This is a genomic window from Kutzneria sp. 744 (assembly GCF_000568255.1).
GTDB lineage: Bacteria > Actinomycetota > Actinomycetes > Mycobacteriales > Pseudonocardiaceae > Kutzneria.
Genome location: NZ_KK037166.1, coordinates 4,490,089 through 4,514,531 on the forward strand (window position 1 = coordinate 4,490,089; position 24,443 = coordinate 4,514,531).

Consider the following 24,443-nt stretch of genomic DNA (forward strand, 5'->3'; position numbering starts at 1 on the left):
CCCCCGTCGCCTGCCGGGGTTTCTGTCCCCGATCCGGGAGGGTTTAGAGATCGAAGACAAGACCGGTGCGCACGCGCAGCTTGCACTGGTTCTCGAACGTCTGCTGGTAGTCGACGGTCACCCTCTCCCACACCCCGGTGGCACTGACGGTCACCGGGTCGTACAGCTCGGATCCGGCCCCGCACACCCCCTTCCTGGAATCGCCGGGAAGTCGGGCGAAGTCACCGTTCGCGAAGGCGATGTCGCGGCACGCCGCCTCGCCGTGCGGATGATCCCCCCCGACGGGATCGCACCAGAGTGAGCGCGCCCGTTTCTGCTCCCGGTCGCCAGTGCCTGTGACCGCCGTCAACTGCACATACTCCGTAAAGCTCTGTCCGACCGCGAGCTGAACCGCACCAGCCGGCCGCCCCACCATGACTCCACTCATGAGCACGATTGACGCAATCAAGAGTCGACATACCATGCCATAACTCCCCAACCTGTTTACCATCACCCCGATATCCGCGTCACCCCGATATCTATCCGCGTCACCCAAGATATTCGCGCCAGAGCGTCCGGAGCACCACCTCTTCGGCTGAGAGCCACGCCTCTCGCACATCTTCACCTGAACGGCCGTCAACAACCCTGGTCGTCGACGATCTGGTCACCGCGTGCTCACATGCGGCCCACATGGCGCTTCCGCGCCAAATGTCAAAAAGCACGCGCCACCGATCACAGCGTGACGCCATCCACCGCGAACCATCCCAGACCGCCAGCCGCCGAACGGATGAACAACTGAGGATAATGCCGTGACGCCACGCCTCCAGACCACTACACCATTTCAGTGACAACAGCGGGATCTCATGGCAACTATCCGATATTTGCCCATGTGGAATCGATTCAGAGCGCGAAGGTGATGTCGAATCGCGCGGCGGCCCCCTGGTTAGCGGAGGGCGAAACAGGCAGCCTAATTCCGTGACGACTCCAACGCTCAGCCGACCGCTCGGGGAGGACGCGTCAGCAGTACCCAGGCCGCCGGCGGACGCAACCATGCCCACCCCGAAGTCTCCGCCCTCCGCATACTGGACGGTATGCGCTCGAATAAGGCAACAACTGGTCCGAGTGGCGGCGCGACGATGTATCGCGCCGACCGAACCCGAGGACATCGTGCAGGAGGCAATCATCCGGGGCGCCGAGTTCGACCGGCTGGACATGGAACGTGTGCCCCAGTTTCTCACCAGACTAGTGACCCGCCTGTGCGTCGATGAGGCCCGTCACAATGCGGTCGTCAAGAAGATGGCGAGTCACCCCCGACTCATTCCCCAAACCGCCGACGATCTCGTGGACGTCGTGTGCGACCACGCGGAGGCCCAGTGGCTCGCCTCCCGCCTGGAGGCATTTTCACCGAAGGACCGGAAACTGGTGCTGATGTTGACGAACGGATTCACCCGAAAGGAGATCGCCGAAGAGCTCGGCACGACACCGCAGGGCACGCACTCCGCGCTCTACCGGATCCGCAAGAAGATGGTCGAGCGCTATGGGTGAGTGCCCTCGGCGCTTACCCCTCGTTCGACACGCCGGCGACCCGCAGCCCGCGCACGCCGTCGAGCAACCACGCCGACAGTTCTCCCGCCACCACCACCGCGTTTCCATGATCGCCCAGGCCGGACACACACGTCGTGGCGGCCAGCGCCGACAGTGGCGCGCTGACGGTCAGGATGAGAGCGAGATGCCAGCCGCGGGACGCCAACCGGACCATGGCGCCCATCGACGCGGCGACGGCCAGCAGGAGTTCGATCAGCAGCAGTGCGGTGCCCGTCTGCCCCATGGGCGCCGCGGTCCCCGGGTCGGGCGGCATGAGTCGCCGTTGCTCGGCGACCCCCAGTTCGAGCATTTCCCGAAGCGGGCGGCCGCCCCGCCCCGGCAGGCCGTCGCGGTCGCGGTGGGCGCACGCGAAGTCCCGAACGGCGTCCGCGGCGAGCGACAGCACGGCCGCGGCGAGCACCGAGGCTATCGCAAACGCGGCGCCACGACCGATGAGCGCGGCGTCGAGACCGCAGACAAGCATCGCGGGTGACACCGCCGCGGCGATGGCCGGAAGCGCGTCGCCGACGCGGACGATCAGCGGCACGCCACGGGCCGACAGTGCCACGGGACCGAGCAGACCGCGCAGCGGTCGGCAGAACATGGTTGTCCTCCAGGGAGTGTTCATGTGATCAACGGGGTGGGAACGACGCGGTCGGTGCGCGCCGCTCCCACCCCCTACTGCGTCAGCGTCCGAATGAGGTCATCGGCTTAAAGGCACACCCCGCCGCCCAGGATCACTGAGATCCAGATGTGGTCGCACCCATGGCCGCACCCGTGGTCGCAGGGGTCGCCGCAGCAACCCGGCGCCGCATCGAGCGCCTGCAGTCCGAGTACGTTCTCCATGTGACATTTCTCCTTCGTCGAATGGATAATCCGCCAGCGTCTCGCGCTGGAGGTCAGTGGGCCGGCGCGATCAGCGCCGAGCCGTGGGGCGCGAGGCGCCTACAGGAAGGGCAGCAGCGTGCCTTCGCCACCGCCGGCCAGGGTCATCGCGCGCAGCACTCCCGCGCTGCCCGTCGCGAAGTCCATCGACAGGCGCAGCGAATGGCTGCCCGGAAACGCCAGCGCGCCCAAATAGTGGGTGGCGTGCAGGGAGACCAGGAGAGTCCGATGGCGGCGCAGCGCCCGCTCGGTGTCGGCGTCCGCGCCACGACGCGCCAGAACCGCCAACGCGCCGAGCATGCCGGCACGTCCCGAGAACAGTCCGGCCTCGGGCACGAACTCGGCCTGGCATGACCGTTCCAGCACCGGCAGGTCCGGCGCGCATGCCGCCTCGGGCAGGTAACCCACGATCATGTCGCCGACGAGCGCGAACCCGGCCGAGCCGGCGGCGAGGCTCGACGACAGGCGCCGGCCCGCCGGCACAGGTGACGATCCGTCGGATCCGTACCCGCAGTTGCCGAGATCACGGCACAGCGCCTGTTCCGCCAGTCGTAGCCAGGACCTGTCCAGCGTGTACTCGTACAGGCGTAGGAAGAACAACGCCGGTCCGGTCCAGCCGCGCAGCAGCCCGACGGCGGCGTTCGAGCGGGGCCTCGTCTCGGTGAGCTGCTCCGCCAGCCGCTCGCCGATGGCCATCGCGTCCGCGGCAAGCCCCGCGTCCCGCCAGGTCCGGCCCAGGTGCAGAAGGTTGAGGCCGATGCCGGCGAGGCCACCGTCGAGTCCGTGGTCGCGGCTGGCCAGGACCAGCGGCACCGCCGCCTCCACCAGTGCCGCCGCCTCCTTCCGGTGGCCGAGGAAGTCCAGCACGTAGGCAACACCGTGCGCCCCGTCGTAGAAGCCCGGACGCCGAAGCGGTTCACGGTGCACCGCATCCAGCAACCACTGCTCGTACTGGGGATGACGGCCGCCGCCGCTGACCGCAATCGTGTGCAACACGCCGGCCGCGCCGTACGCGAAGCACGTGCCGCCGAGCGAGAACTGCTCGATGTCGCCGGGGAACAGCCGGTCCTGTCGCTCCGGTTTTTTCACTCGCCCTGATCGCCTCGACGACGGAGTCGCGCAGTGCCACCCAGCAGAATTTCGGGCAGTGCGCCGCCGCCGTGCACGGCCTCGGCCACCGCGCAGTCGGGTTCGTCCGGTTCGCACGTGTTCCGCGACCGGTCCCGGGGGCAGCAGCGCGGCCTGGTCGGGTCGAGTTTCGGCGAGTATGTCCTCGACGTATCCCGCGGGCAGCGGAAACCCGTCGCCCGGACGAAGTCGCCGTGTGCTCGCAGCTTCGCGGGAGCCAGCGCGGTCAAGGTGGTCATCGGCAGGAACATCCACAGCCGCAACGCCGCGAGCGCGTAGTCGTCGACCGCGAAACCCGTGCGGTCGGCCGGGGCGCCGAACCCGGGCGCCCCGAACGCCGGCCGGCGCCGCCGGACGCCGACATCGAAGGCGAGCTCGAAGTCCACCAGCGAGACGGAGTCGTCGACGTTGACCAGGACGTTGCCCGGATGCAGATCAGCGAAGACGATGCCCCTGTCATGGATGTCGGACAGCAGGCTCTCGACGTTGGCCAACACGTGCAGTGCCCGACGGGTGAACGAGTGCAGCTCGTGCGACGACGCCTCGCGTTGGTTGCACGGATACTCGTCGGCCAGCCACTGTGCCAGGCTCCGCCCCGGTATGTGCTGCATCACGAGGAAGTCGTGTTCCCACATCGCCAGGTAGTCACGGAGTTCCGGCACACCGCCGACGCCCGCGAGGCGGTCGAGCATCCGGCCCTCGTGGTAGAGCCGGTGCACCGCGTCCGTGCCGTCCCACTCCACGGCGGCCAGTGGCCGCGCCTCCTTCAGCACGACCAGGTCGCCGCCGTCGGCCGGCCGGGCCAGGTAGACGCCGCCGGCGTTGGAGAAGTGCAGCGCCTGCTCCACGTGGTACGGGTGGTCGACCGTCGCCGCTGCCCTGCGCACATCGAGCTGGGGTAACAGGATCGCGGGCAGGGACACCCAGTCAGGGGGGCGGAACACGGGTTCGCGCCGGTCGGGGACCAGCCTTCCATCGGGTCTGCGCAGGGCCGGCGTCGGCCGACCCGACTCGTCGGACGTCCACAGCTCGACGAAGGCTCCGTAACGCACGTACAGCGGCCCCTCACCGTAACGCAGGTCGGACAGGATGTAGGGCCCGCGTTCCCCGACGAGCGCCAGCGAGAGATCGACGAGGATCCGGCCCAGCTCCGGCTCGTCGACCGGGTAGATGGTGACGAACTTGCCGCTCGACTCGCGCGGCGCGTACTTCGAGTTCCGCGCCACCAGAGCCTTCTCGCTGGTGATGAACTTGAACGGCACGCCACGCGACAGGCAGTAGTCGGCCACCGTCGCGAGCACTCTTGCCGCGTTCTTCGGCACGGCCGAGACGTGCACCTTCCATCCCTGCTCGGGCCCGTCGTACTCGGCGGGGCGCAGGACGGACCAGACACCGGATTGAGAACGCTCCCATCCAGGCGGACACGAACGCGCCGGCACATCGAACGAGCCGGTGTCACCCCCCCAGTTCGCCGGGGTTTCGTAGAACTGCGGATCCTCAAGGCAGAAAGCCTCGTAGCGCATATCCATCCAAGAACCTTCTCTTCAACGGTGAATTCCCCGACAAGGACCCGGGCGCCACCGCGCGAGCAATTCCACTGGAACTTGTGCCGCAACCCGACCTCGACAGGCGAGGACATGCCCCCGCGACCCACCGCGTCCTTCGTTTCTCTACGAAGCACAACGGGTGCAACTCTCGCAGATAGAATTCGTTTCACACGCCTGCCATGCGGGTGAACCGGCGGCCTCGGCCACACGGGGGACACCCGCTCGCGGTAAAACCCGGCAAGACCGCCACCCGACGGCGACACACAGGAAACGCTCGGAGCACCGCAAACGCATCACGGGCCGGCGCAGTTCGACAGCTACATGAAGAGTTTTCACGATTAACATGAATAATCTTCGCATTTGCCGGCCGATCTGGCGCGGAAATTGACCCGAACAGCAGTTGACCAATCACCCTCGCGGACGTTGCCCCGCACCCTGGGTACCGCCAACATGAACGAGGCTCGATTTGATCGACCAGACGGAGCAACCGGCTGACGCCATCCGGCCCCTACCCGCGGCCTCGCGTTTCCGGGATCGGATGACCTTCGAACCGGAATTCGCCGCGCCGAGGCCCCCAAGGTCTACCGGCACAGCACCGTCTTTCTATCGGGCGCAGCGGGGATCAACCCGCTCCCCGCCGAACAACGAGCCGCGAACCCCGCGCATGCGGAAACACGATCAGGCGAAGTGGATACATGAGCGAAACAACACCCGAGGCACACACCATTCAATCCACGACATCACCATCGAGGAGGTGCCAACAGGAAGGCCGAGGTGGCAACGACACATGAACAAAAAATGGGCGGCGGCCCTGGTCACCGGCGCCACCGACGGCATCGGCTGCGCCGTGGCGCACCGACTGGCGGGCCTGGTCGACACCCTCCTGATACATGGCCGGCACCCGACCAGCCTGATGGAGTTGGCGGCGTCGCTCGCGCCCGCCAACCCGGGGACGACGATCATCCCGCTCAAGGCCGACCTCGCCAGTTTCGCCGAGATCCGCTACATGATCAATCGAGTGTGCGGCACCCTGGACAGACTCGACATCCTCGTGAACAACGCGGCCACCGCCGGCATCTACCCGAGAACGCTGTCCGGCGACGGGCACGAGATGACGCTCCAGGTGAACTACCTCGCCCCGGTGATGCTCACCGCCGGCCTGTTCCCACTGCTCACCACCCCCGCGCAGAGCCGAATCGTCAACGTGGTCTGCAGTCCGCAGAATAACGTCAAGCTGCGCTGGCACGACATGTCGCTGGAACAGCGCTACCACCCGGTGACGGCCTACACGCAGTCCAAGCTGGCGCTCACACTGCACACCGCCGGTCTGGCCGACATCCTGGCCGACAGCTCGTGCAGCGCCGTGGCCGTCGATCCCGGAACCGCGGACACGAAGCTGCACCGCCGGGCGTTCGGCTGGCTGACCGGGCCCGTCGCGGCGGCCGCGGACTCTGTGCTGTACGCCATCACGGCATCGACCGGCGTCAAGGGCTCCTACTTCGAACAAAAGCTGCGAATCCAGCCTCCGGCCGAACACTCGAGTCCGCATGTCCAGCGGCACCTTGACCGGATCACGACTAACATGCTGAACATCCACCTGCCTTGGGTCGACATGGTCTACAGCCCTTTGACGAAGACATCCGCGACCTGACCGGGCGCGTCCTGCCCGGGGATCACCACACCAGCGGGAGTCGACAGGGAGAGTCGACTCCCGCCTGGACGGTGCCGCCCGTCCTACCGGGGGTGCGGCACGTCCCACCTTGTCGGATGACCCACCAGTTGGGAACAGCAGGCCGTGGCGCAAGGACGACAGATGCGAATTCTCGCCCCCAGTGACTGCCCTGCCGAGCCACCCATACCCCGAGGATCAATGCATGCTCGAGATTCTTGGCCTCGATGCCATCGCCGAGGCGGTGTACGAAGCACTCGTCGACAACCCACCGCTGACGGTCGAAGAGATGAGCAGCACTACCACCCTGGACCGAACGCGCGTCCAGGACGCGTTGAACACGTTGGAGGCCAATGGACTGGTCATGTGCACCGAGGGGGGCTCAACGGTGTTCACCGCGACGCCCCCCGACGTCGCGCTCGAGGTGCTCCTGCTGGAACAACAGGAAAGGATCAAGCGCACCCGGTTGTTCATGGAACAACTGGCCGCCCGGTACCGCCGCGCCGCCGCCGGCCGCAGCCCCGCCGACATGATCGAGGTGATCTCCGGCCGGCACGCGGTCGCCCAGCGCGTCGAGCAGATCCTGCGCAGCACGAGCACCGAGGTCCGCTTCATCGACAAGCATCCCTACGTGATTGCCCCGGAGACGCTGGCTCCCGTCGAGGCGGAGATGCTGCGTCGGGGCGTTCCCTACCGCGGTCTCTACGATCCGGTCGGACTGTCCACTCGCGACATCCAGGGCGAGATCGAACCCGCGATCGCCCAGGGGGAGCAGGCGAGGATGCTGGCGGAGGCGCCCATCAAGTTGATCCTGGCCGACCGGCGGCTCGCGCTGCTGCCGCTGCGATCCGATCCGCACGCGGTCGAGTCGGTCCTGGTCGTGCACCCGTCCGCGCTACTGGAGGCGCTGGACGCGCTGTTCGAGACCCTCTGGCGCACTGCCCTGCCGCTTCCTCCGGTCGGCGGCAAGAACGCCGACGAGGCCAATGGGCTGCCGCAGGAGGACGCCCGCCTCGTCGCCCTGCTGACCGCGGGCCTGCCGGATCGGATCATCGCCCGTCAACTGGGCCTGTCCTACCGGACCTTCCAGCGCCGGATCGGCGGTCTGCTGGAGCGACTGGGGGTTCGCACCCGTTTCCAGGCCGGTCTACAGGCGTCCTTCCGCGGGCTGGTCCCACCACCGGACGAGCACCCCGACCAGAAGCCGACACCCGAGGACTTGCCCTGACCGCAACGAGGGCAGCGATAACGAGCCTCACTCATGACTGGCCGCGGGCCCGGGGGGCCACCCAGATGGCCACCTGTGCCGGCCGGCGCGCCGAGGCAGACTTGGGCCATCACGACCGGGATGCGGTCGCTTCCTCAGGAGAACTCGTCCGGCCGGTCCAGGCACTGGAAACCAGCCGGACGCCGACATGAGTCAGGACGACGAGTTGACCGTGCGCGCTACGGACACCGCACGAGGTGATGCGGCGTGATGAGGCGAGTGGTGATCACCGGCATGGGTGTGACCGCTCCCGGTGGCGTCGGGGTTTCCGCGTTCTGGGAACTGTTGACCGCCGGGCGGCCGATGACCCGGTTGATCACCCGGTTCGACGCCACGCCGTTCCGGTCACGCATGGCGGCGGAGTGCGACCTGCACCCGGCCGTGCATGGCACGACCACCCGGGATACCCGCTGGCTCGACCGCTATCTCCAGTTCGCGACCGCCGCCGCCACCGAGGCGCTGCGCGATTCCGGGCTGAATGCGGTCGAGGAGGACGAGTGGCGGGTCGGCGTGGTGATGGGCACCGCCCTGGGTTCGGCGGCCTTGCTGGAGCAGAACTACGTGGTGATGAGCGACAGCGGCGCGAAATGGGAACTGGACCACCAGTACGGCTCTCCCCATCTGCATCTGGCGTGGACGCCGAGCATGCTCGGCGCGGAGATCGCCCGACTGTGCGGCGCCCGCGGCCCGGTGCACACGGTGTCGAGCGGCTGCACGGCCGGGATCGACGCGGTCGGCTACGCCGCCCAGCTCATCCTGGACGGCGACGCCGACGTGGTGGTGGCCGGCGGCGCCGAGGCGCCGATATCGCCCGTGACCGTCGGCAGCTTCGACGCGATCAGGGTGACGTCGTCGCGCAACGACGATCCCGAGCACTCCTGCCGTCCGTTCGACCGGGACCGCGACGGCTTCGTGCTCGGTGAGGGAGCCGCCGTCCTGGTCCTCGAGGAGCGCCGGCACGCGATCCGGCGAGGCGCGACCGTGCTGTGCGAGGTCGCCGGCTACGCCACGCTGAGCAGCGCGCACCACATGACCGGGTTGACCACCGACGGCAGGGTGCTCGCGGTGGCCATCACCCAGGTGCTCAACCAGGCGCGCCTGGGCCCCACCGAGATCGACTACATTAGCGCGAACGGCACCGGAACCCGCCAAAACGACCGGCACGAGACCAACGCGGTCAAGTTGGCTCTCGGGCAGTACGCGTACTCGGTGCCCATGAGCTCGATCAAGTCGATGATCGGGCACGCGCTCGGCGCCAGCGGGGCGATCGAGCTGGTCGCGTCCGCGCTGGCCATCGAACGTGGCGCCGTGCCACCGACGGCCAACCTCATGGCGGCGGACCCCGAGTGCGATCTGGACTACGTTCCCGACACCGCCCGCGAGCACCGCGTCAACGTCGCGCTGTCGCTGGGCAGCGGGTTCGGCGGGTTCCAGTCCGTGATGGCCTTGCGCCGCCCCGATTCGCGCGGCGTGGAAACGAGCCGGCTGTGACCGTTGCGGCCGTGATCACCGGAGTCGGCCCGGTCGCACCGGGCGGCGTCGGCGCCACGGAGTTCTGGCAGGCCATCTCCGCGGGCAGGAACCTGTTGGCGCGGATCACCCGGTTCGACCCCGAGGACAACCCGGTCACCATCGCCGGCGAGGTCAGCTTCGACGCCGACGAGCTGATCGAGCACCGCTACCTGGTGCAGACCGACCGGGCCACCCAGTTCGGTCTCGCTGCCGCCGACCTCGCCATGGCCGACGCGATGTTCTCGCCACCCGCGCTCAATCCCTTCGCCGCGGGCGTGATCACCACCAGCTGTGTCGGCGGCGCCGAGTCCCTGCAGCGAGGGCTCGGCAAGCTGTGGCGCTGCGGCCCGGACCACGTCAGCCCGTACCAGTCGTTCGCGTCGAGCCACGCGGCGACGACCGGGCAGGTGTCGATCCGTGACACCATGAAGGGGCCGTGCGGGGTCCTCGTCACCGACGAGGCCGGCGGGCTCGACACGCTGGCGCACGCCCGACGCGCCATCCGACGCGGCGCCCGGATCATGATCGCGGGCGCGGCCGAGGCGCCACTGTGCCCCTACGCGTTGGCACCGCAGTACTCCGCCCGAATGCTCAGCGAGTCGGCCGATCCCCGCACCGCCTATCTCCCGTTCTCCCACGACGCACGCGGATACGTGCCGGCCGAGGGAGCCGCCATGTTCGTGGTGGAGTCGGCGGCCGACGCCGCCGAGAGGGGCAGTCGGCCCAAGGCCGTGATCTCCGGGCACGGCGCGACCTTCAGCGCGGTCGCCGCCTTCGACCCGTCGGGCGAGGGGCTGGCAATGGCGTGCCGCAAGGCCATCACGGCGGCCGGCTGCCGGCCGGAGGACATCGACGTCGTCTTCGCCGACGCGACTGCCATCCCCACGGCCGACCGCGCCGAGGTCACCGTGATCAAGTCGCTGTTCGGCACGAAGGTTCCGGTGACCGCGCCCAAGGCCGGGTTCGGTCGGGCGTACGCCAGCTCCTCCGCGTTGGACGCCGCGGCCGCCGTCCTCAGCCTCGATCACGGGATCATTCCGCCGATCCCGGCGCTCGCCGAGCCGATCGACGAACTCGACTTCGTCGTCGGCGCCCCGCGCCGGGCCGAGCTGCGCACCGCGCTCGTGCTCGCCCGGGGGTACGGCGGCATGAACTCCGCACTTGTCTTACGCCGCCCGGATCACTGACATCGTCCGGACCACCGGGTCGCCTCCACCCGCAGTGCCCGCAACCACCTGCGAAGGCGTTGAACCATGTCCTCGATCTCCGAGCAGACCTACCAGGAACTCGCGTCGGTCATTCTCCAGTGCGGCGGCATCACGGTGAGCATCCACCGGTTGAGTCACCGTGGGACGACGTTCGCGGACATCGGGGTGGATTCCCTCGGCATGCTCGCGGTCGTCCGCGAGCTGGAGCACCGCCGCCGGGTCGACCTGGGTGCGACGGCGGCGCAGGACTGCCGGACACCCCACCAGCTCATGTCGCGTCTGTGCGAAGCCTGCGACGGCGAGGTGTGACCGGTGGCGGTGCACATCACGAACGAGGTGCTCATCGGCGCGCCGGTGGACCTCACCTGGCGGCTTGCCAACGACATCGGGCACTGGCCCGACCTGTTCGGCGAGTACGCGTCGGTGCGGCTGCTGCACCGCGACGGCGCCGCGTCCCGATTCCAGCTCACCGCACCGCCCGACGCCCGGGGCAGGGTGCTCACCTGGATCCTCGAGCAGCTGAGCGACCCCGCGCGCCGGACGGTGCACGCCCGGCGCATCGGGCCGGGGCCGCTCGAGCAACTGTCGGTCCGATGGAGCTGTGCCGGGATCGGCGGTGTGGCGACGCGCCTGTGCTGGATCCAGGACTTCGCGACGCGGCCGGACACCCCGATCGACGACGCGGCGATGATGTCGCACCTGGACTTCGGTTCGAGCACGCGGCTGGATCTGCTGCGCCGCAGGATCGAGTCGGTGGCCCGCGCGCAACGGCTGGCCGGGGGCGGCGGGTGAGGACGGCGTCGCAGGCGGGACCGCAGTGGTCTCCCGTGGCGGGGTCACATGGTGGAGCACCATAAATCGGCCAGGGAGGTCGCCAGCCCGATACGGGGGCGCCAGCCCAGCGACCGCTCCGCGATGGCGACATCCGCCTGTTGCCAGGGAATCTCCGGAGCCGGGCCGGGGATGGCTTCGCTTTCCCTTATCTCGCCGCGGAGTCCGACTATGCGTGTCATGGTGTCGGCGAGCGTGCGCAGCGGGACGCCGTGCCCGCTGCCCACGTTCACCACCGGCCAGTCCAGCGAGACCGCCGTGACCGCCGCCTCGACCGCGCCCGCGACATCGCGGGCGTCGACGAAGTCCCGAACGATGTCCAGCGGTCCGAGCACGACATCGCAGTCCGCCCCGGCCGCCCGCCTGACCTCCGCCACGACCGGTCCCACGACGCTGTCCACCGACATCCCCGGTCCGATGGCACTGAACACCCTGAGCACCGTCGCCTCGAGACCCGCGGTCCGCGCCGTCACGACCAGTCTGGTCGCGGCGAGCTTGGTGACGCCGTAGGTGCCTTCCGGGCGGACCGGCGCGTCCTCGTTGATCGGCCTTTCCACGTCGACCACGCCGTACTCGGCCGAGCATCCCAGGTGCACCAGGCGAATCGGCAGGTGGCTGTCTAATAACGCCTCCACCAGTGACGACGTTGCCGTGACGTTGCCGGCGACCATCGCCGCCGGATCCCCGTTGGTGACGCCGGCGCAGTTGACCACGACGTCCGGCATCACCGCCTGGAGCATCGAGGCGACCGCGTCCGGCCCGCACACGCCGAGGTCGAGCGCGATGTGCCAGGGGGACGTGACCAGCGGCGACCGGCCCGAGGTGATCACGGTGAGGTCGCGGTCGTGCGCAAGTCTGCGAAAAACATGGCGGCCAAGGAACCCTGCGGCGCCAAGAACCAGAACACGTCGCATGCCGTTCTGCACCTCTTTCGCTATTCGGATCGGCGCCACCGGGCAAGTCGCCCCTGGCGCGATCCACGACCACCACCAAGCGCGGGAGGACGGCCTCGATCCCCTACGTGCCCCGTTCGACATCGATCCGGAACCGTTGACGATGGCCGGATCGGGTAACCGAAGATGATCAGGCCCGCCACCGCTGGTCGATTATGGCCACAAGTCGTTATGTGTCCTACAAAGAACGGTATTCTTCACCCGTCCGATAACAGCGGCCGGTCGATCGCGCCGAGTGGCCCGGCACCGTTCAACCTGTCGCGCAGCCACCATCACCCGAGTGCCGCAAGTTGCACATCTCAACGTGACGGCAGGTAGTCGCTCATCGCCTCTTGCCGGCAGGCGTTCGATAAACCGGACATCACGGACACAACGAACCCATATCGCTACTCAAAGTAGTTGATGACGTACATCGCGTGACAGTCATTCGATCCGAGTTCCGTTTCTCGCAGCTCAGCGCGCGAATGGAGCCGACCCATGGTGAACGCCGGTGGGGAAGAATTCGTGTGCACCAGATCCTCGCGCCGGCTATCGGCGAGTATGTTTCGGACGTCAAGCACCACGACGCGGTCAGCGGCCCGGACCGCGGCCATGTGGTGGGCCGCGACAAGAAGCGCACACTCCCGCGCGACCTTCCGCATGGCGTCCATCAGCACCATTTCGCCGAATTCGTCCAGACAAGCGGTCCGCTCGTCGACGAGCGGCGTGGCGGCACGGGCCAGCGGCGCGCCTCCGGCGGCGACCCACTGCCGGCGCACGCCCGACGCCGGTGCCGCGGCAGCTCGTCCACCGCAACCGCGGGAAGCCTCGGACAGGTCGCGGCCGATGACTGAGGGCGCCGGCGTGCCCGGGTCGACCGGCTCGCGCTCGGGCTGCGATTCCTGCTCGTCATCGTCGCCGTGGTCAGCGCGGTGCCGGTCCGATGGGGCGAGCAGGTTCAGGTGCGACACGATGTGGTCATTCCTTCGCTTCCGATGGTTCGACGGCATCCGCCGCGCTGCCCAGATCCGCCTTGGCCAGATCGCGCAGCCACCGTTCGCAGCCGAACGTTCGAGACAGCGCGACGCGCTCGGGGTCGGACTCCGGCAACCGGGCGCACGCCGACCGCAGCTGATCGGTGTCGACGAGCCCCAGCCGCGCCAGCGCGGAGTCCTCGCACAGCGCGAGGAGGTCGGAACGGCGCTGGTCGGGTGCGGCGGGTTCCGGGGCCGACGCCGGCGGCTCGACCGGGCGGCGCACGATTGCGTCCGGGACGACGCCTCGCATCGCCTCGACCAGCAGCGCCCTGTCCCGTCCGGGGCTCGTGCGCTCGTGCGGACGGACGGCCAGGCACGCCTCCACCACTCGATCGTCGAGGAACGGGGCCGCGATCGCGACGTCGGCCGACGCGACCAGGCCGGCGAGGCCTCGCACGCGGTAGGCCACCTGCCGGACGGCCCACAGCGCGTCGTGCTGGCCGCGTGTCCGTGCCAGCGGACGCACGTCCGCAGCCACTTCCCCGATCAGCTCACGCACCGCGTCCGCGGCGTCAGCGGTCGCCCATGTGGGAAGTCGGAACGGGGATCCCCAGCCTGCCGGCGCGGGATCGCCCTCCGGTGGGCACGCGGTGAGGGCACGCCCCGTGTCGACGAGCCAGCCACCGTAGTCGCGCCGGTCGGTCCAGATCCGCGCGACCGACCTCCGCGACCAGCGCTGCGCCTGCCGATGACCGCGGGCATGGGAAAGCGCCAGCAGCGGTCGGGTCAGCGCGAGGTCGTAGAGGTAGGCCGAACCACCTTGCAGCACTTCGGACGCGCCGCTGTCGGTAAGGTGCGTCTGGCAGCCCGCCGCCGCCAGTTTGCGGGCTGCGGCAAGCATGTTCGCCCGGTTCTCGATACCGGTGAGCGGCTCGTCCCAGGTGGGTCCGGGCACGGCCACGTCCGCGTATGGCGGCCGTACCTCCCCGGGCGACACCGCCAACCGCCGAGCGTGCGGAAGTCCCCGCACCGCGCGCTCCACCGCGGGCGAACCATTGTCGCCGGTGGCGATCAGGACGGCGAGTTGCCTGCCGCTGCCGGCGGCCAGGTAGCAGATCGCGGCCGAGTCGATGCCGCCGGTGAGATCGCAACTCAGCGTTGGCTTCGTGTAGGCGCGGCCCCACACTGCGGTCTCCAGCGCCACCCGCACCGCGCTCGCACCCGATTGCAGTCCGAGGTTCGGTTCCGGCGGCTCCCACCATCGCACCACCTCGCCGGCGCCGGTGTCCGACACGCACAGATAGCTGTCCCCCGGGACTGCGAAAACTCCCTGCCACAGCGCGCCGTCCGCCAACGGGTACGGCGCGTTCGGCACGAGCAACCGCGCGGCCAGACGCCTGCGGTCCACCGCGGCGCCGGTCATCCGGGCCATCACGTCGCCCCGGTCCGTGGCCACCGTGACGCCGTCGACCAGGGCGTGGAACACTCGCCGCAGGCCGGAAACGCTGCCCTGGAAACGCAATCGGCCGCGCACCGACGCGATGAGGTGGAAACTGCCGGGAAGCGAGGCCGCGACCGCGTCGACGTCGGCGACATCGCGGATCCGCGAGACCCACTGGGAAAGCTCGGCGCCACCGACCGGGCAGTGTCCCACGACGGCCAGCCGCGTCGTGCCGACCTCAGCGAACTGGAACTCGCCGGCCGGCCACCGACCCACCAGCCACGGCCGTCCCGAGACGTGGTCGATCCGCGTGGCCGGGGTCGGGGCCGCGGCCGCCGCGACGGTGGCGCGTTCGGTGTCAGGCAGCACGACGAACCATCCCTCACCGGGCCACGCCACGGGCAGGCGCCGGTCCGGTGACACGTCCCTGGTTGCGCACACTGCGTCCCCTAGTTCGATCGAAAGACGTCAACGACAGAGAGTCCATCCGCGTATCGCCCGCTCCGGGAGGTCCCGGGCATCCCCCGACGGATGCCCGGGACCTCCCGCCTCAGGCCATCTCAGACCTGAGCGGGCCGGTCGCCCAGACGACCTCTGGCCAGCGACGCGAATCGGCCACGCCGCGCGAACGGGCCGATCCCCCACCGCTCACGTCGATCTCGGGTGACCGGCAAGCGTGGTCAGCCCGCGATCGACGCCCGCAGCCACAGTTCGCACGCCACGGTCTGCTGCAGCGGCTCGTGCAACCGGTCCGGCGGGATCGAATACCGGCACGCGGCCCGCAGTTGGCCGGTGTCGACGAACCCGAGGTCGGCCAGGCGAGAGCCCTCGCACAGCACGAGCAGGTGGCCGCGGTTGGCCCGGATGCCGGCCTCCTCGTCCGCGGAGCGGTCCACCTTGGCGTTTCTGACCTGTAACCGCGCCGGGACGATGCCCCGCATCGCCTCCGTGATCAGCGGCTTGTGCCGCCAGGGCGTGGCCCGCTCGTGCGGCCTCACCGACTGGCACGCCTCGACCACCCGGTCGTCGAGGAACGGAGCGGCCATGGACATCCCGGTGGGAGCGACCATCTGGGCGAGCGAACGGACGAGCCGGGCGCGGCCGCGGATCGCCGAAAGGTCCGCGTGTCGCCCGCGAGTGCTTGCCAGCGGAGCGGCCGAGCCCGTGAGGGCGGCGAAGCTCTCCCGGATCAGCGCCCGGGCGTCCGGCGTCACCCACGGCGGCAGCCTCGGCGGGATGTCCCACTCCAGATCGATCAGGCGCAGCCGGGAGCCGCTGCCGGTCAGTTGGGAGCCCGAGGAGCTCAGCCAGGACGCGTACGGCTGCGCGCGCAGCGCGGTGACCATGCTCGGCAGCAGGGGCCAGCGGGTCCGGGCGCGAAATCCACGGAACATGTCGACCGCGCGCAGCGGGTGGGTGCGCAGCATTGTGTGCAGGTGGTTGGGCGCGCCTCCGAGAACCTCGTCGCCGCCGTGACCGGTCAGGTGCATCTGCGATCCAGCGGCGGCCATCCGCCGGTAGCCGGTCAACAGCTTCGCCCGGTCGATCACGCCGACGGAGGGCTCGTCCAACGTGTCCTCGGCACCGGCGACGCCGTCGTAGACGAGGGGAAGTTGGTCGCGTGGCAACACGTCGTGCACCACGCCCGGCAGTTCGACGATCGTCCGGTCGGCCCAGACCAGGTCGTCGTCCGACGAGTCGAGCGCGCTCGCGGTGTAGGCGATGAGCTTGCCCTGGCCACGTGCGGCCAGGAATGTCACCGCCGTCGAGTCCAGGCCGCCGGACAGATCGCAGCTGACCGTTTCCGCGCCCCCGAGCCTGCATCGCACGGCGTCCGACAGCGCCGTCGCCAGGCGCCGGGCGCCCTCGCGCAACGGCAGCACCGGGGCCGGCGGCTGCCACCACCGGATCGTGCTGGCGCGTCCACTGGCCTCGACGAGCAGGAAACGGTCGGCGGGCAGCGCCGTCACGCCCTGCCACATCGGCACGTCGTCCAGTGGGTGCGGGCGCGTCGGATCGAGCAGCGACAACGCAACCGCGTGCTGGTTCAGCTCGGCGTCGATGAGCCAGCCGAGAACATCGGCGCGGTCGGCCGCGACCAGTTGGCCGTCCAGCTCTGCGTGGAACACCCGCCGAACGCCGGATGCCGTGCCCTGCACCCGCTGCCGGCCGCCCAGGTCGGCGATCACGTGACAGCTGCCCGTCATGTCCGCCAACGCGGTGTCGAGCGCGGACACATCCCTGGTCCGTTCCACCAGCCGGGCCAGGTGGTCCGTCGAGACCGCGGTGTGCCCGATCAGCGCGACGCGCGAACGGCCCGCCACGTGGAGCATGATCTGGTCGTCCGGCCAGCTGCCCACCAGCCACGGTCTTCCCGACGGATAGGCCACCGAGCGGGTCGCGTGATGAAGCAGTGCGAGAATGGCCTCGGCTCGCGTGGGCGCGTCCGGCAAAACGACGAACCACGGTATCCCGGGCATCAGGATGGGAAATCGCATTGTCCCTCGACAGCGTCAGATTCTAACGTTTGTTGCGGGGGTGAGACAGTGGCGGCGGCCGCGCGAATCGAGGAGACCACCGCCGCGGAAATCGCGCCTCGCTGGCCCCGAAGCGGCGCCGATGACGCAGACGGCAATCACCGCCATGATCCTCGGGCGCACGCGGACGACCACACCATGCAGCGACGGTTCACCTCGTCCGGCGGGTCATCCGCGCATCCGGCCCCAGCTCGGCGCGGCCTCCTCCCACGCTCGTCGACGCGCCGAAACGGCGAGGTGGCGACGAGCGAAGTTCGCGACAGTGTGAGCATGAACGGAACCAACTCCCTCGTGAATCTCCGCGACCGCGGGCACTAAAAGACATCGACGAAATCTGCGCGTCCCGGCGTTGCGCCGCCACGTCTGTATCTATCAAGAGATTGCGGTCAACACGGTAACAACGACCCCAACATCACGGGAGGGGCCATATCGCTGGCCCCCGAAACGATGAACTTAAAAAGGGAGAACTAATCCGGCCGACAGCCGGCTCCGGGCAGGAAATTTTCACGCCACCCGTGCGCCACCGTTTCGGACACGTCACCCCGGTCACCGGCGAGATGGCTCACACCGGTCCCGGCGCCCCTCACGGGCGATCTCGTGCTGGCCGAGGTCGTGTCGCTCGGCCGGCACAAGACCCCGCACCGGCCGGACGGCCGCCGCGTGGGACAACCCGCGACCGCCACGCTCCAGCGGACCGCACGGTCCGCCCCCGAACTTGTCGATCACGAGCGCGACGACGAGCACCGACGCCACGGCGACACAGATCCCGCCCAGCGTGTCCGTGGCGTAGTGCCAGTTCCGACCCACGAGTGCGACGGAGACCGCCACGGACACGCCGAACCCGAGCAGGGTAAGCATCGCCTTGACCATGGGCGAGGTCAGCCATGCGCCGCCGAGAAACAGCACGAGGACGACCGTGGCCACGGCGGCCGGGCCCGTGGTGTGGCCGCTGGGGAACGCCAGCTGTCCGTAACGGGTCCGCCCGACCATCGGCTTGAGCAGAAGTTCGGTGACGAGCACCGCCGCGGTCGGGCCGACGACGGCCAACAGCACCATCCGCCAACGGCCCAGCGCGGCGGTCCCCAGTGCCAGGCCGACGACCAGCGCGGCGACGGACAGCGGATCACCGATCCTGATCACCTGTTCCATCAGGCCGACGTGCTGTCCGGCGAGCTGATGCACCCAGTGGGCGACGAACCTGTCCACGCCGGCGGGCGAACTTCTTTGGTGAAACCACGCACCGAGCCCGGCCACGATGATGACGCACAACAGCGCGATCATCGCAGCGGGGTAGCGCAGCCGTATCGGAACCAATAAATCCATGTCGCGACGTAGATTTTCAGCGAGCACAATTCACACTAGGTCGACGAGGACGTGACCGGGGCCACGTCACTCGAATGGGCGTCGACCATTCGGCTAGCGGCCAACCACCGACGTGGCCGCATACCGTCACTCGCGTTCGGGGCAGACTTGCTTCAGCGCCCGAAGAAACGTCGTCACCGATCCCTGGCGGAACACCAGGACCGGTCCACTCGGATTCTTGGAGTCGCGCACCAGGGTGCGGTCCACGCATATCGCCATCTCAACGCACGCGCCTTGCCCGACGCTCCGGCTGCTCTTGCGCCAGGTCAGGTCCGCCAGATCGAGATCGTGCAACTACAGCTCCTTAGCGATTCGGTGGATGAGGTGGATCGTTCCCCGCGGATCGACCGCCTTGCGGCACAGATGGTCGAACACCCGCGAGTAGTCGGCGATCTCATCGAACTTCTCCAGGTAGAGACTGCCGACCTGGGTTTCAAGATAGACGACATCTCGGTCGCTCGCCTCCGGGAACCGGAGCATGACGAAAGGGCCGAGCATGGCCGGATGCGCTCCGGCGGAAATCGGCAGCGCCCGCACCGTCACGTTCGGCAACTCGGCGAGCTGCGCGAGGTGACGCAACTGCTCGGACATCACCGCCCGCCCGCCCACGGGACGGCGCAGAGCGGCCTCGCTGTGCACGACATGCAGCTCGAGCGGCTGCTCGTCATGCAGCCGGCGCTGCCGCTTCAGCCGAAGCTCCACTCGCCTGTCGACCTCGTCGGCGGACGGCGTGTCCACTGTGGCCAGTGTGACAGCGGTCGCGTAGTCATGTGTTTGCAGCAGCCCGTTGACCACCTCACCTTCGTATGTTCGGCATTCCGCCGCCTCGGCCTCCAACCCGACGTAGGTGGCCAACCAGTCGGGGAGCACGTCACTGTAACTATGCCACCAGCTCTTCTTCCCGGAATCTCTGGCGAGCTGGATGAGGCGGTCCGCCTCAACCCCGGTGACACCGTAGAAATCCAGCATAAGACGCACGTCACCGACGCTGACCGCACCCCTCCCCTTCTCAATGCGAGAAATTTTCGGATGCCGACAGTCGAGGTACGCGGCGACGTCCTCGAGCTTCATGCCGGAAAACTCTCGTAGTCGCCGCAACTCGGCCGCCAGACGCCTGCGGCGGACTGTCGGACTGTAGTCAAGGGCCATCGACACTCCTCAGATTGCCGACACGACCCCCAAGGACTCCCGCTTATCAGGAGTATGGGGCTGGAGCGGGGCCAGTACACAAGCTGGATCGAACTCTCGGGTTCCGCCGAAGGTGTTCTCTTGCGGAGAGGCCGTTCGGCGTAACGGCCGGAAAACCTCGATGGCCGATGTACAAGCCTGTACGTACACGGCAGGCTCTAGCCATACAAGACGTACAGCCCAGGAGATGACCGAACGTGAACCGTGTTCATTCACTGGGCATCATTTCAGGAGTCGACCGTCAGCGGGATGGGCTGCTCGAGGAAGCAACCGGGCGACGCCGCGGATCACCGGTCACGCCCTCCGCGCCGTATGCGCTGTCGGCTCCTGTCACTGGCACTGGGAACACGTTGTCGTGCCCTCACTCAGTGCCAGCCCCGCCGGGTGGCGGTGCGGCAGTTCTCCGCCGCGGCGCCCACCGCCACCCGGCCCTCTGCTGCGGTGGGGGCGGATCGTCCCCGTGCCCGTCCTCACCGCACCCCACCGGCGCCGGCCCGACCCGGTCGGCGCCCGCAAGACGCCGTGCGCCGCAGGGCCCGCCCCATGGCTGGTAGGCCGCCTACTCGTCGCACGGCACACCGCGGTGGGGCCGGAAACCGTACGCCCCTCTCCACCCGGCCCCACCGCGCCTCCATCCGTCCACCGCGATTTCCGGTGGCAGAACGAATCAGGTGATCGATCGTGCCGAACGTCGTCGCGCCCGCGGACCGCCCACCCGAACAGATGGCGGCAAGGGCGCAGGCATTCCAGCAGCTCTACGACTGGCCGGTGTGCGTGTCCCCGGAGACAGGCGATCTCGTGCTCGCCGTGCGCGCGGGCGTCGACGCCATCACCGTCCGCGGTGAGCTCGGTGTCCAGGCCCAGCGCCTGCTGTGCACCCGTCTGCTCGCCGGACCGGTGCTGCTGCTGCCGAAGAAGGATCCGGAGCAGCTCCCGGACTGGGTGTTCCTCACCGGTCCGGCGCAGAACCTGTCCCGGCAGGCGGTGGCGGACATCGGACGCGTCGGCGTCCGGCTCTGGCCGCATGACGAGTTCGTCCCGCTGCCGCCGTCGCGGCTGCCCGGCGGCGAGGTCCGCTGGTCCACCAGTCCCATCCTGGGGCGTCCACTGCCCTCCTGGATCAGCGTGATCGGGGCGATACGCTCGGTCGCCGCCGATGGCGGCGCACCGTGACGTGCGCCTGTAGCGCTCACTGCATATGTGCGGTCGAGCTGGTGCTCACCGTGCTGAGCGTGTTCCCCGACATCGTGATGGCGGTGCGGGACTGGCCCGGGCGGTCCACACGGTCGGCAGGCGCGCGCACCGTGAGCCTCCCGGCGGGTGCGCCCGCCGCCGGGCGGCTGGATCTGGCTCATCCCGAAGGCGCCGGTTCGGTGCACCGACGGCGCATGAAGCACGTTCGCCATCACTCGTAGTCGTCCACCGGCAAGCCGATTCGGCTCAACCAACGTTTACCACCCAGTGGGGGCAGTACATGGATCAGTCCAGCCGGAGCAACGGATCCAACAACGGCTGGGTGCCAAGCACGGCGCTGTTGCCCCGTGGTGTCTACCTTCCCGAGGTGCACCTCGTCGGTGGCACCCGAGCGGAGGCCGTCAAGCTCGCGCCGGTCGCCGAGGCGATCCGCGCTCGGGGCCGAATGGGCTGCCTGATGGTGGCCACCGGCGAGCAGGAGCTCGTGTTCGACCAGGCGCTGGAGGTGTTCGGGATGCGGCCGGACATCCGGCTGCCGATCGAACCACGCGGTGGTCGACCCGAATTGCTCGGCTCGCTCACCCGGCTGCTGGACGAGCACTTCGCCCGTCGCCGGCCAGCGACGGTCGTGGTCCAAGGCGACACCACGACCGCGCTGGCCGGCGCGCTCGCGGCATTCTGGCGCGGGATTCCCGTCGTCCATCTGGAAGCCGGCCTGCGCACCCACGATCTGCGCGCGCCGTTCCCGGAGGAGGCCACCCGACGCCTGGTCGACCGCATCAGTTCGCTGCACCTGGCCCCGACGGCGGGCGCCGCCGCCAACCTGCACGCGGAGGGCATCACCGGCGCCGGCGTGCTGGTGGTGGGCAACACCGTCGTGGACGCGCTGACGCGGGTCGCCGGCCGGCCGGTCAACTACCACGATCCGCGCCTGGCGGCCGTGGAATGGCGGGCGCGCAGCGGGCAGACCCGGCTGGTGTTGGTGACCGTGCACCGCACCGAGTCCCTGGGCGCTCCGCTGTCGCGGATCATGAGCGCGCTGCGCACGCTGCTGGAGCGCCACCAGGACGTGGAGATCGTGTTGCCGATCCACCCCAACGACGCCGTGCGCAAGCAGCTCATGACCGGGTTGTTCGGTGCCGAACGAGTGCACTTCACCGCGCCACTGCCCTACGACGAGTTCTGCCGGCTGCTCACGACCGCACGACTGGTGCTGTCCGATTCTGGTGGCGTGCAGGAGGAAGCGCCGACCATCGGGGTGCCCGTGCTGGTGCTGCGGGACCTGACCGAGCGGCTGGAGGCGCTGGAGACCGGCGACTCCCGGCTGGTGGGCTCCGACCCGCAGGTGATCGTGGACCTGGCCTCGCGCTTCCTCGACGAGCCCGCCGAGCGCGGCGCCGGCGCCGCCAACCCGTTCGGGGACGGCTACGCCGCACCGCGGGTCGAGCACGGAATCGCCTGGCTGCTCGGGCTGGAGCAGCTGCCGCCGTCCGCTCCCGCGACGATGCGGTACACGCCGTCGGAGCGCGTCTGGGCGCAGCCGGCGGCCAGGACCTGACGCCCGCGGCCATTTCAGAAGTGAGCTCTCCCGTTGTCCCGTGTCGGCCGGGTTCTTGGCGAACGTCCGCACAGCGCCTAGTCTGGCGTCCGCGCGCCGGCCGCGGACAATAGTCCCATGATCGCTCGATCAGTCTAGGGATCATGAGCAACCGGGCTAGCTCCTCTCATCACACGGCCGGCAGGCGAAAATCGTCATCACGCGCGCTACCTTGACACAGCGTTCGCCGAGGCCGTTTGTCCGCGAATGACGAATGCTCCGGACGGCGCATCCTCGTGCGGAATACCAGAATTCGCACATGCCGCGTGTCGACGGCACATGGAAGAAGTCACGAGCACGATCCCCGGCCTCGCACCGCGAGCACATAATCGGATCATCGCGACAGGAGACCGGAAGTGGAGGATCGGCCAATACCTGAGTTGATTTCCGAACTGATCAAGCACGCCAGGATGGAGCGCGGCCTGAGCCAGACGGGCCTCGCCATGACCCTGGCCGAGGTGTCGGGCCAGGACACCGTGACCCGCTCCGAGGTGTCCAGGTGGGAACGCGGCAAGCGCATCCCCACCCGACACTGGTTGCGCTGGCTCAGCGAGGTCCTCGGGCTTTCGTTGGAGCGCCTCGAATACGCGGCGACCTTCTCCAGGAGGTTTCGGGCGGTGAAATCGGTTACAGACGTGCTTCCCATGGCCGGCCGTGGAAGCGCCGAACCGGGAGCAATACCGCGCCAGACCTCGAACGAGGTCACCATAAACGTCGACCACGACCGCAACACATTCCGCGCACCGGGGGCCAAATAGTTGGCCTCTTTCCAGCACGCCCTTCCCCCGGCAAGCTTTGCGGCAGGGTTCGCCAGGTTTCAGACGCATCAACGCCACATTGCACAGAAAACAGCCTCCGAACCCTGCGGGGCAGCACATCGTTCGGGAGGGGAATTCGCGACGCTTACCGCGACCCACCGGATTGGGCAGCCCTCCCGACAAAACCAAGCGCTTTACTACTATTCCAAGAAGGAGACAACACTCATGAGGCGTTCCCTCGTGGCCCTCGTAGCAGCGGGTATCGCTGCGCTCTCGCTGATCACCGGCGCCGCGACCGCGTCCGCAGCGCCGCAGTCGGTGGCGAGCGTGCAGAAGTCCTTCACCTTCGTGATCGACCAGCTCGCCACCCGCGGCCCCAACGGCTCGGCCGACCAGTACGTCCAGATCAAGAACCTCAGCCAGGTCCCGCAGGACCTGAGCGGATTCAAGATTGCGGTCGCGCCCAGCCCGTCCCAGATCTTCGAGGTGGCCACGATCCCCCAGGGCACCATCCTGCAGCCGGGCCGGGTGTACGTGATCGCCAACCCGCAGGGCTACAGCGGCCCGGTCGTCGACCAGTACTTCACCGGCACCCTCCCGCTCACTGACCGGGTCGGCGTCGCGCTGCTGTCCCCGTCCAACGCCACGGTCGACTCGATGGCCACCATCGCGTCGTCGCCGTTCGTGATGAGGGCGCCGGCCACCCCTCTGACCAGCGACCAGCCGCTGGCCCTCGTGCGGTTCACCAACACCGACAACAACGCCGTCGACTTCCACATCGCACCGCGGACCCCGGGGCTGCCCAGCCCGGTGACGCTCTTCTGAAACGGAATCTGACAGCCTTCTC

General features: G+C 68.8%; 23 protein-coding genes. 12 read left to right on the forward strand and 11 right to left on the reverse strand.

The annotated features are described in order from the left end of the window. Nucleotides 1-43: 43 nt before the first annotated feature. Nucleotides 44-427, reverse strand: coding sequence for an SSI family serine proteinase inhibitor (locus KUTG_RS20185; protein WP_198047238.1), 384 nt, complete (start codon nucleotides 425-427; stop codon nucleotides 44-46). A 602-nt stretch (nucleotides 428-1,029) separates the two neighbouring features. Between KUTG_RS20185 and KUTG_RS53640 the strand changes: the two genes are divergently transcribed. Continuing rightward, nucleotides 1,030-1,524, forward strand: a complete 495-nt coding sequence (locus KUTG_RS53640) for a sigma-70 family RNA polymerase sigma factor (RefSeq protein WP_084579550.1) — start codon at nucleotides 1,030-1,032, stop codon at nucleotides 1,522-1,524. 13 nt (nucleotides 1,525-1,537) lie between these two features. Here the strand turns inward: KUTG_RS53640 and KUTG_RS20195 are convergent, their stop codons facing one another. From KUTG_RS20195 to lanKC, 3 genes are all read right to left on the reverse strand, one after another. Continuing rightward, a complete protein-coding gene (locus KUTG_RS20195; RefSeq protein ID WP_198047239.1) occupies nucleotides 1,538-2,191 on the reverse strand; it encodes a hypothetical protein in 654 nt (217 codons plus the stop codon). Nucleotides 2,192-2,508: 317 nt separating this feature from the next. Then, nucleotides 2,509-3,537 (reverse strand): lanthionine synthetase C family protein, encoded by a 1,029-nt coding sequence (locus KUTG_RS56470; protein ID WP_084579552.1) that lies wholly within the window; start codon nucleotides 3,535-3,537, stop codon nucleotides 2,509-2,511. Further along, the gene (gene lanKC, locus KUTG_RS56475; protein ID WP_084579554.1) at nucleotides 3,534-5,105 is read right to left on the reverse strand and encodes a class III lanthionine synthetase LanKC; all 1,572 of its coding nucleotides are present in this window, start codon (nucleotides 5,103-5,105) and stop codon (nucleotides 3,534-3,536) included. The genes KUTG_RS56470 and lanKC overlap by 4 nt, the downstream gene beginning before the upstream one ends. Before the next feature lie 805 nt (nucleotides 5,106-5,910). On the opposite strand from lanKC, the gene KUTG_RS20205 reads away from it, so the two are divergent. The 6 genes from KUTG_RS20205 to KUTG_RS20230 all read left to right on the forward strand — a co-directional run bounded on the left by KUTG_RS20205 (nucleotide 5,911) and on the right by KUTG_RS20230 (nucleotide 11,571). Further along, a complete protein-coding gene (locus KUTG_RS20205) occupies nucleotides 5,911-6,774 on the forward strand; it encodes an SDR family NAD(P)-dependent oxidoreductase (RefSeq protein WP_052395045.1) in 864 nt (287 codons plus the stop codon). A gap of 223 nt (nucleotides 6,775-6,997) precedes the next feature. Then, the gene (locus KUTG_RS20210; protein WP_043718802.1) at nucleotides 6,998-8,020 is read left to right on the forward strand and encodes a helix-turn-helix domain-containing protein; all 1,023 of its coding nucleotides are present in this window, start codon (nucleotides 6,998-7,000) and stop codon (nucleotides 8,018-8,020) included. 249 nt (nucleotides 8,021-8,269) lie between these two features. Next, a complete protein-coding gene (locus KUTG_RS20215; protein WP_198047787.1) occupies nucleotides 8,270-9,550 on the forward strand; it encodes a beta-ketoacyl-[acyl-carrier-protein] synthase family protein in 1,281 nt (426 codons plus the stop codon). After that, a complete protein-coding gene (locus KUTG_RS20220; RefSeq protein ID WP_043718804.1) occupies nucleotides 9,547-10,758 on the forward strand; it encodes a beta-ketoacyl synthase N-terminal-like domain-containing protein in 1,212 nt (403 codons plus the stop codon). The genes KUTG_RS20215 and KUTG_RS20220 overlap by 4 nt, the downstream gene beginning before the upstream one ends. A 66-nt stretch (nucleotides 10,759-10,824) precedes the next feature. Next, nucleotides 10,825-11,088: an acyl carrier protein gene (locus KUTG_RS20225; RefSeq protein ID WP_043718805.1), complete on the forward strand. Its 264-nt coding sequence runs from the start codon at nucleotides 10,825-10,827 to the stop codon at nucleotides 11,086-11,088. A gap of 3 nt (nucleotides 11,089-11,091) precedes the next feature. Then, on the forward strand, nucleotides 11,092-11,571 hold the full coding sequence (locus KUTG_RS20230) for an SRPBCC family protein (RefSeq protein WP_043718806.1): 480 nt from the start codon (nucleotides 11,092-11,094) through the stop codon (nucleotides 11,569-11,571). A 44-nt stretch (nucleotides 11,572-11,615) separates the two neighbouring features. On the opposite strand, the gene KUTG_RS20235 is transcribed toward KUTG_RS20230, so the two are convergent. The 7 genes from KUTG_RS20235 to KUTG_RS20265 form a co-directional block, all read right to left on the reverse strand. Then, nucleotides 11,616-12,524 carry an NAD-dependent epimerase/dehydratase family protein gene (locus tag KUTG_RS20235; protein WP_043730027.1) on the reverse strand — a complete coding sequence of 303 codons (909 nt, stop codon included), beginning with the start codon at nucleotides 12,522-12,524 and terminating at the stop codon, nucleotides 11,616-11,618. Between the two features lie 425 nt (nucleotides 12,525-12,949). Continuing rightward, nucleotides 12,950-13,513 (reverse strand): hypothetical protein, encoded by a 564-nt coding sequence (locus tag KUTG_RS20240; protein ID WP_043718808.1) that lies wholly within the window; start codon nucleotides 13,511-13,513, stop codon nucleotides 12,950-12,952. 7 nt (nucleotides 13,514-13,520) lie between these two features. Then, on the reverse strand, nucleotides 13,521-15,329 hold the full coding sequence (locus KUTG_RS20245) for an asparagine synthase C-terminal domain-containing protein (protein ID WP_157494667.1): 1,809 nt from the start codon (nucleotides 15,327-15,329) through the stop codon (nucleotides 13,521-13,523). Between the two features lie 311 nt (nucleotides 15,330-15,640). Beyond that, entirely contained in the window at nucleotides 15,641-17,293 is a 1,653-nt protein-coding gene (locus KUTG_RS20250; protein WP_232241465.1) for an asparagine synthase-related protein, read from the reverse strand. 750 nt (nucleotides 17,294-18,043) lie between these two features. Beyond that, complete coding sequence (locus KUTG_RS20255; RefSeq protein WP_043718812.1) at nucleotides 18,044-18,778, reverse strand: phosphatase PAP2 family protein; 735 nt, start codon at nucleotides 18,776-18,778, stop codon at nucleotides 18,044-18,046. Between the two features lie 168 nt (nucleotides 18,779-18,946). Beyond that, entirely contained in the window at nucleotides 18,947-19,153 is a 207-nt protein-coding gene (locus tag KUTG_RS20260; protein WP_043718814.1) for a DUF397 domain-containing protein, read from the reverse strand. Next, nucleotides 19,154-20,008 carry a helix-turn-helix domain-containing protein gene (locus KUTG_RS20265; RefSeq protein WP_052396631.1) on the reverse strand — a complete coding sequence of 285 codons (855 nt, stop codon included), beginning with the start codon at nucleotides 20,006-20,008 and terminating at the stop codon, nucleotides 19,154-19,156. Nucleotides 20,009-20,728: 720 nt separating this feature from the next. On the opposite strand from KUTG_RS20265, the gene KUTG_RS20270 reads away from it, so the two are divergent. The 5 genes from KUTG_RS20270 (at nucleotide 20,729) to KUTG_RS20290 (ending at nucleotide 24,421) form a co-directional block, all read left to right on the forward strand. Beyond that, nucleotides 20,729-21,220, forward strand: a complete 492-nt coding sequence (locus KUTG_RS20270) for a hypothetical protein (protein ID WP_043718816.1) — start codon at nucleotides 20,729-20,731, stop codon at nucleotides 21,218-21,220. Nucleotides 21,221-21,261: 41 nt separating this feature from the next. Continuing rightward, the gene (locus KUTG_RS20275) at nucleotides 21,262-21,462 is read left to right on the forward strand and encodes a hypothetical protein (protein WP_043718817.1); all 201 of its coding nucleotides are present in this window, start codon (nucleotides 21,262-21,264) and stop codon (nucleotides 21,460-21,462) included. A 59-nt stretch (nucleotides 21,463-21,521) separates the two neighbouring features. Then, complete coding sequence (gene wecB / locus KUTG_RS20280) at nucleotides 21,522-22,799, forward strand: non-hydrolyzing UDP-N-acetylglucosamine 2-epimerase (RefSeq protein ID WP_084579562.1); 1,278 nt, start codon at nucleotides 21,522-21,524, stop codon at nucleotides 22,797-22,799. 419 nt (nucleotides 22,800-23,218) lie between these two features. After that, a complete protein-coding gene (locus KUTG_RS55365) occupies nucleotides 23,219-23,596 on the forward strand; it encodes a helix-turn-helix transcriptional regulator (RefSeq protein WP_232240872.1) in 378 nt (125 codons plus the stop codon). A 225-nt stretch (nucleotides 23,597-23,821) separates the two neighbouring features. After that, a complete protein-coding gene (locus KUTG_RS20290) occupies nucleotides 23,822-24,421 on the forward strand; it encodes a lamin tail domain-containing protein (RefSeq protein WP_084579564.1) in 600 nt (199 codons plus the stop codon). Nucleotides 24,422-24,443 lie beyond the last annotated feature (22 nt).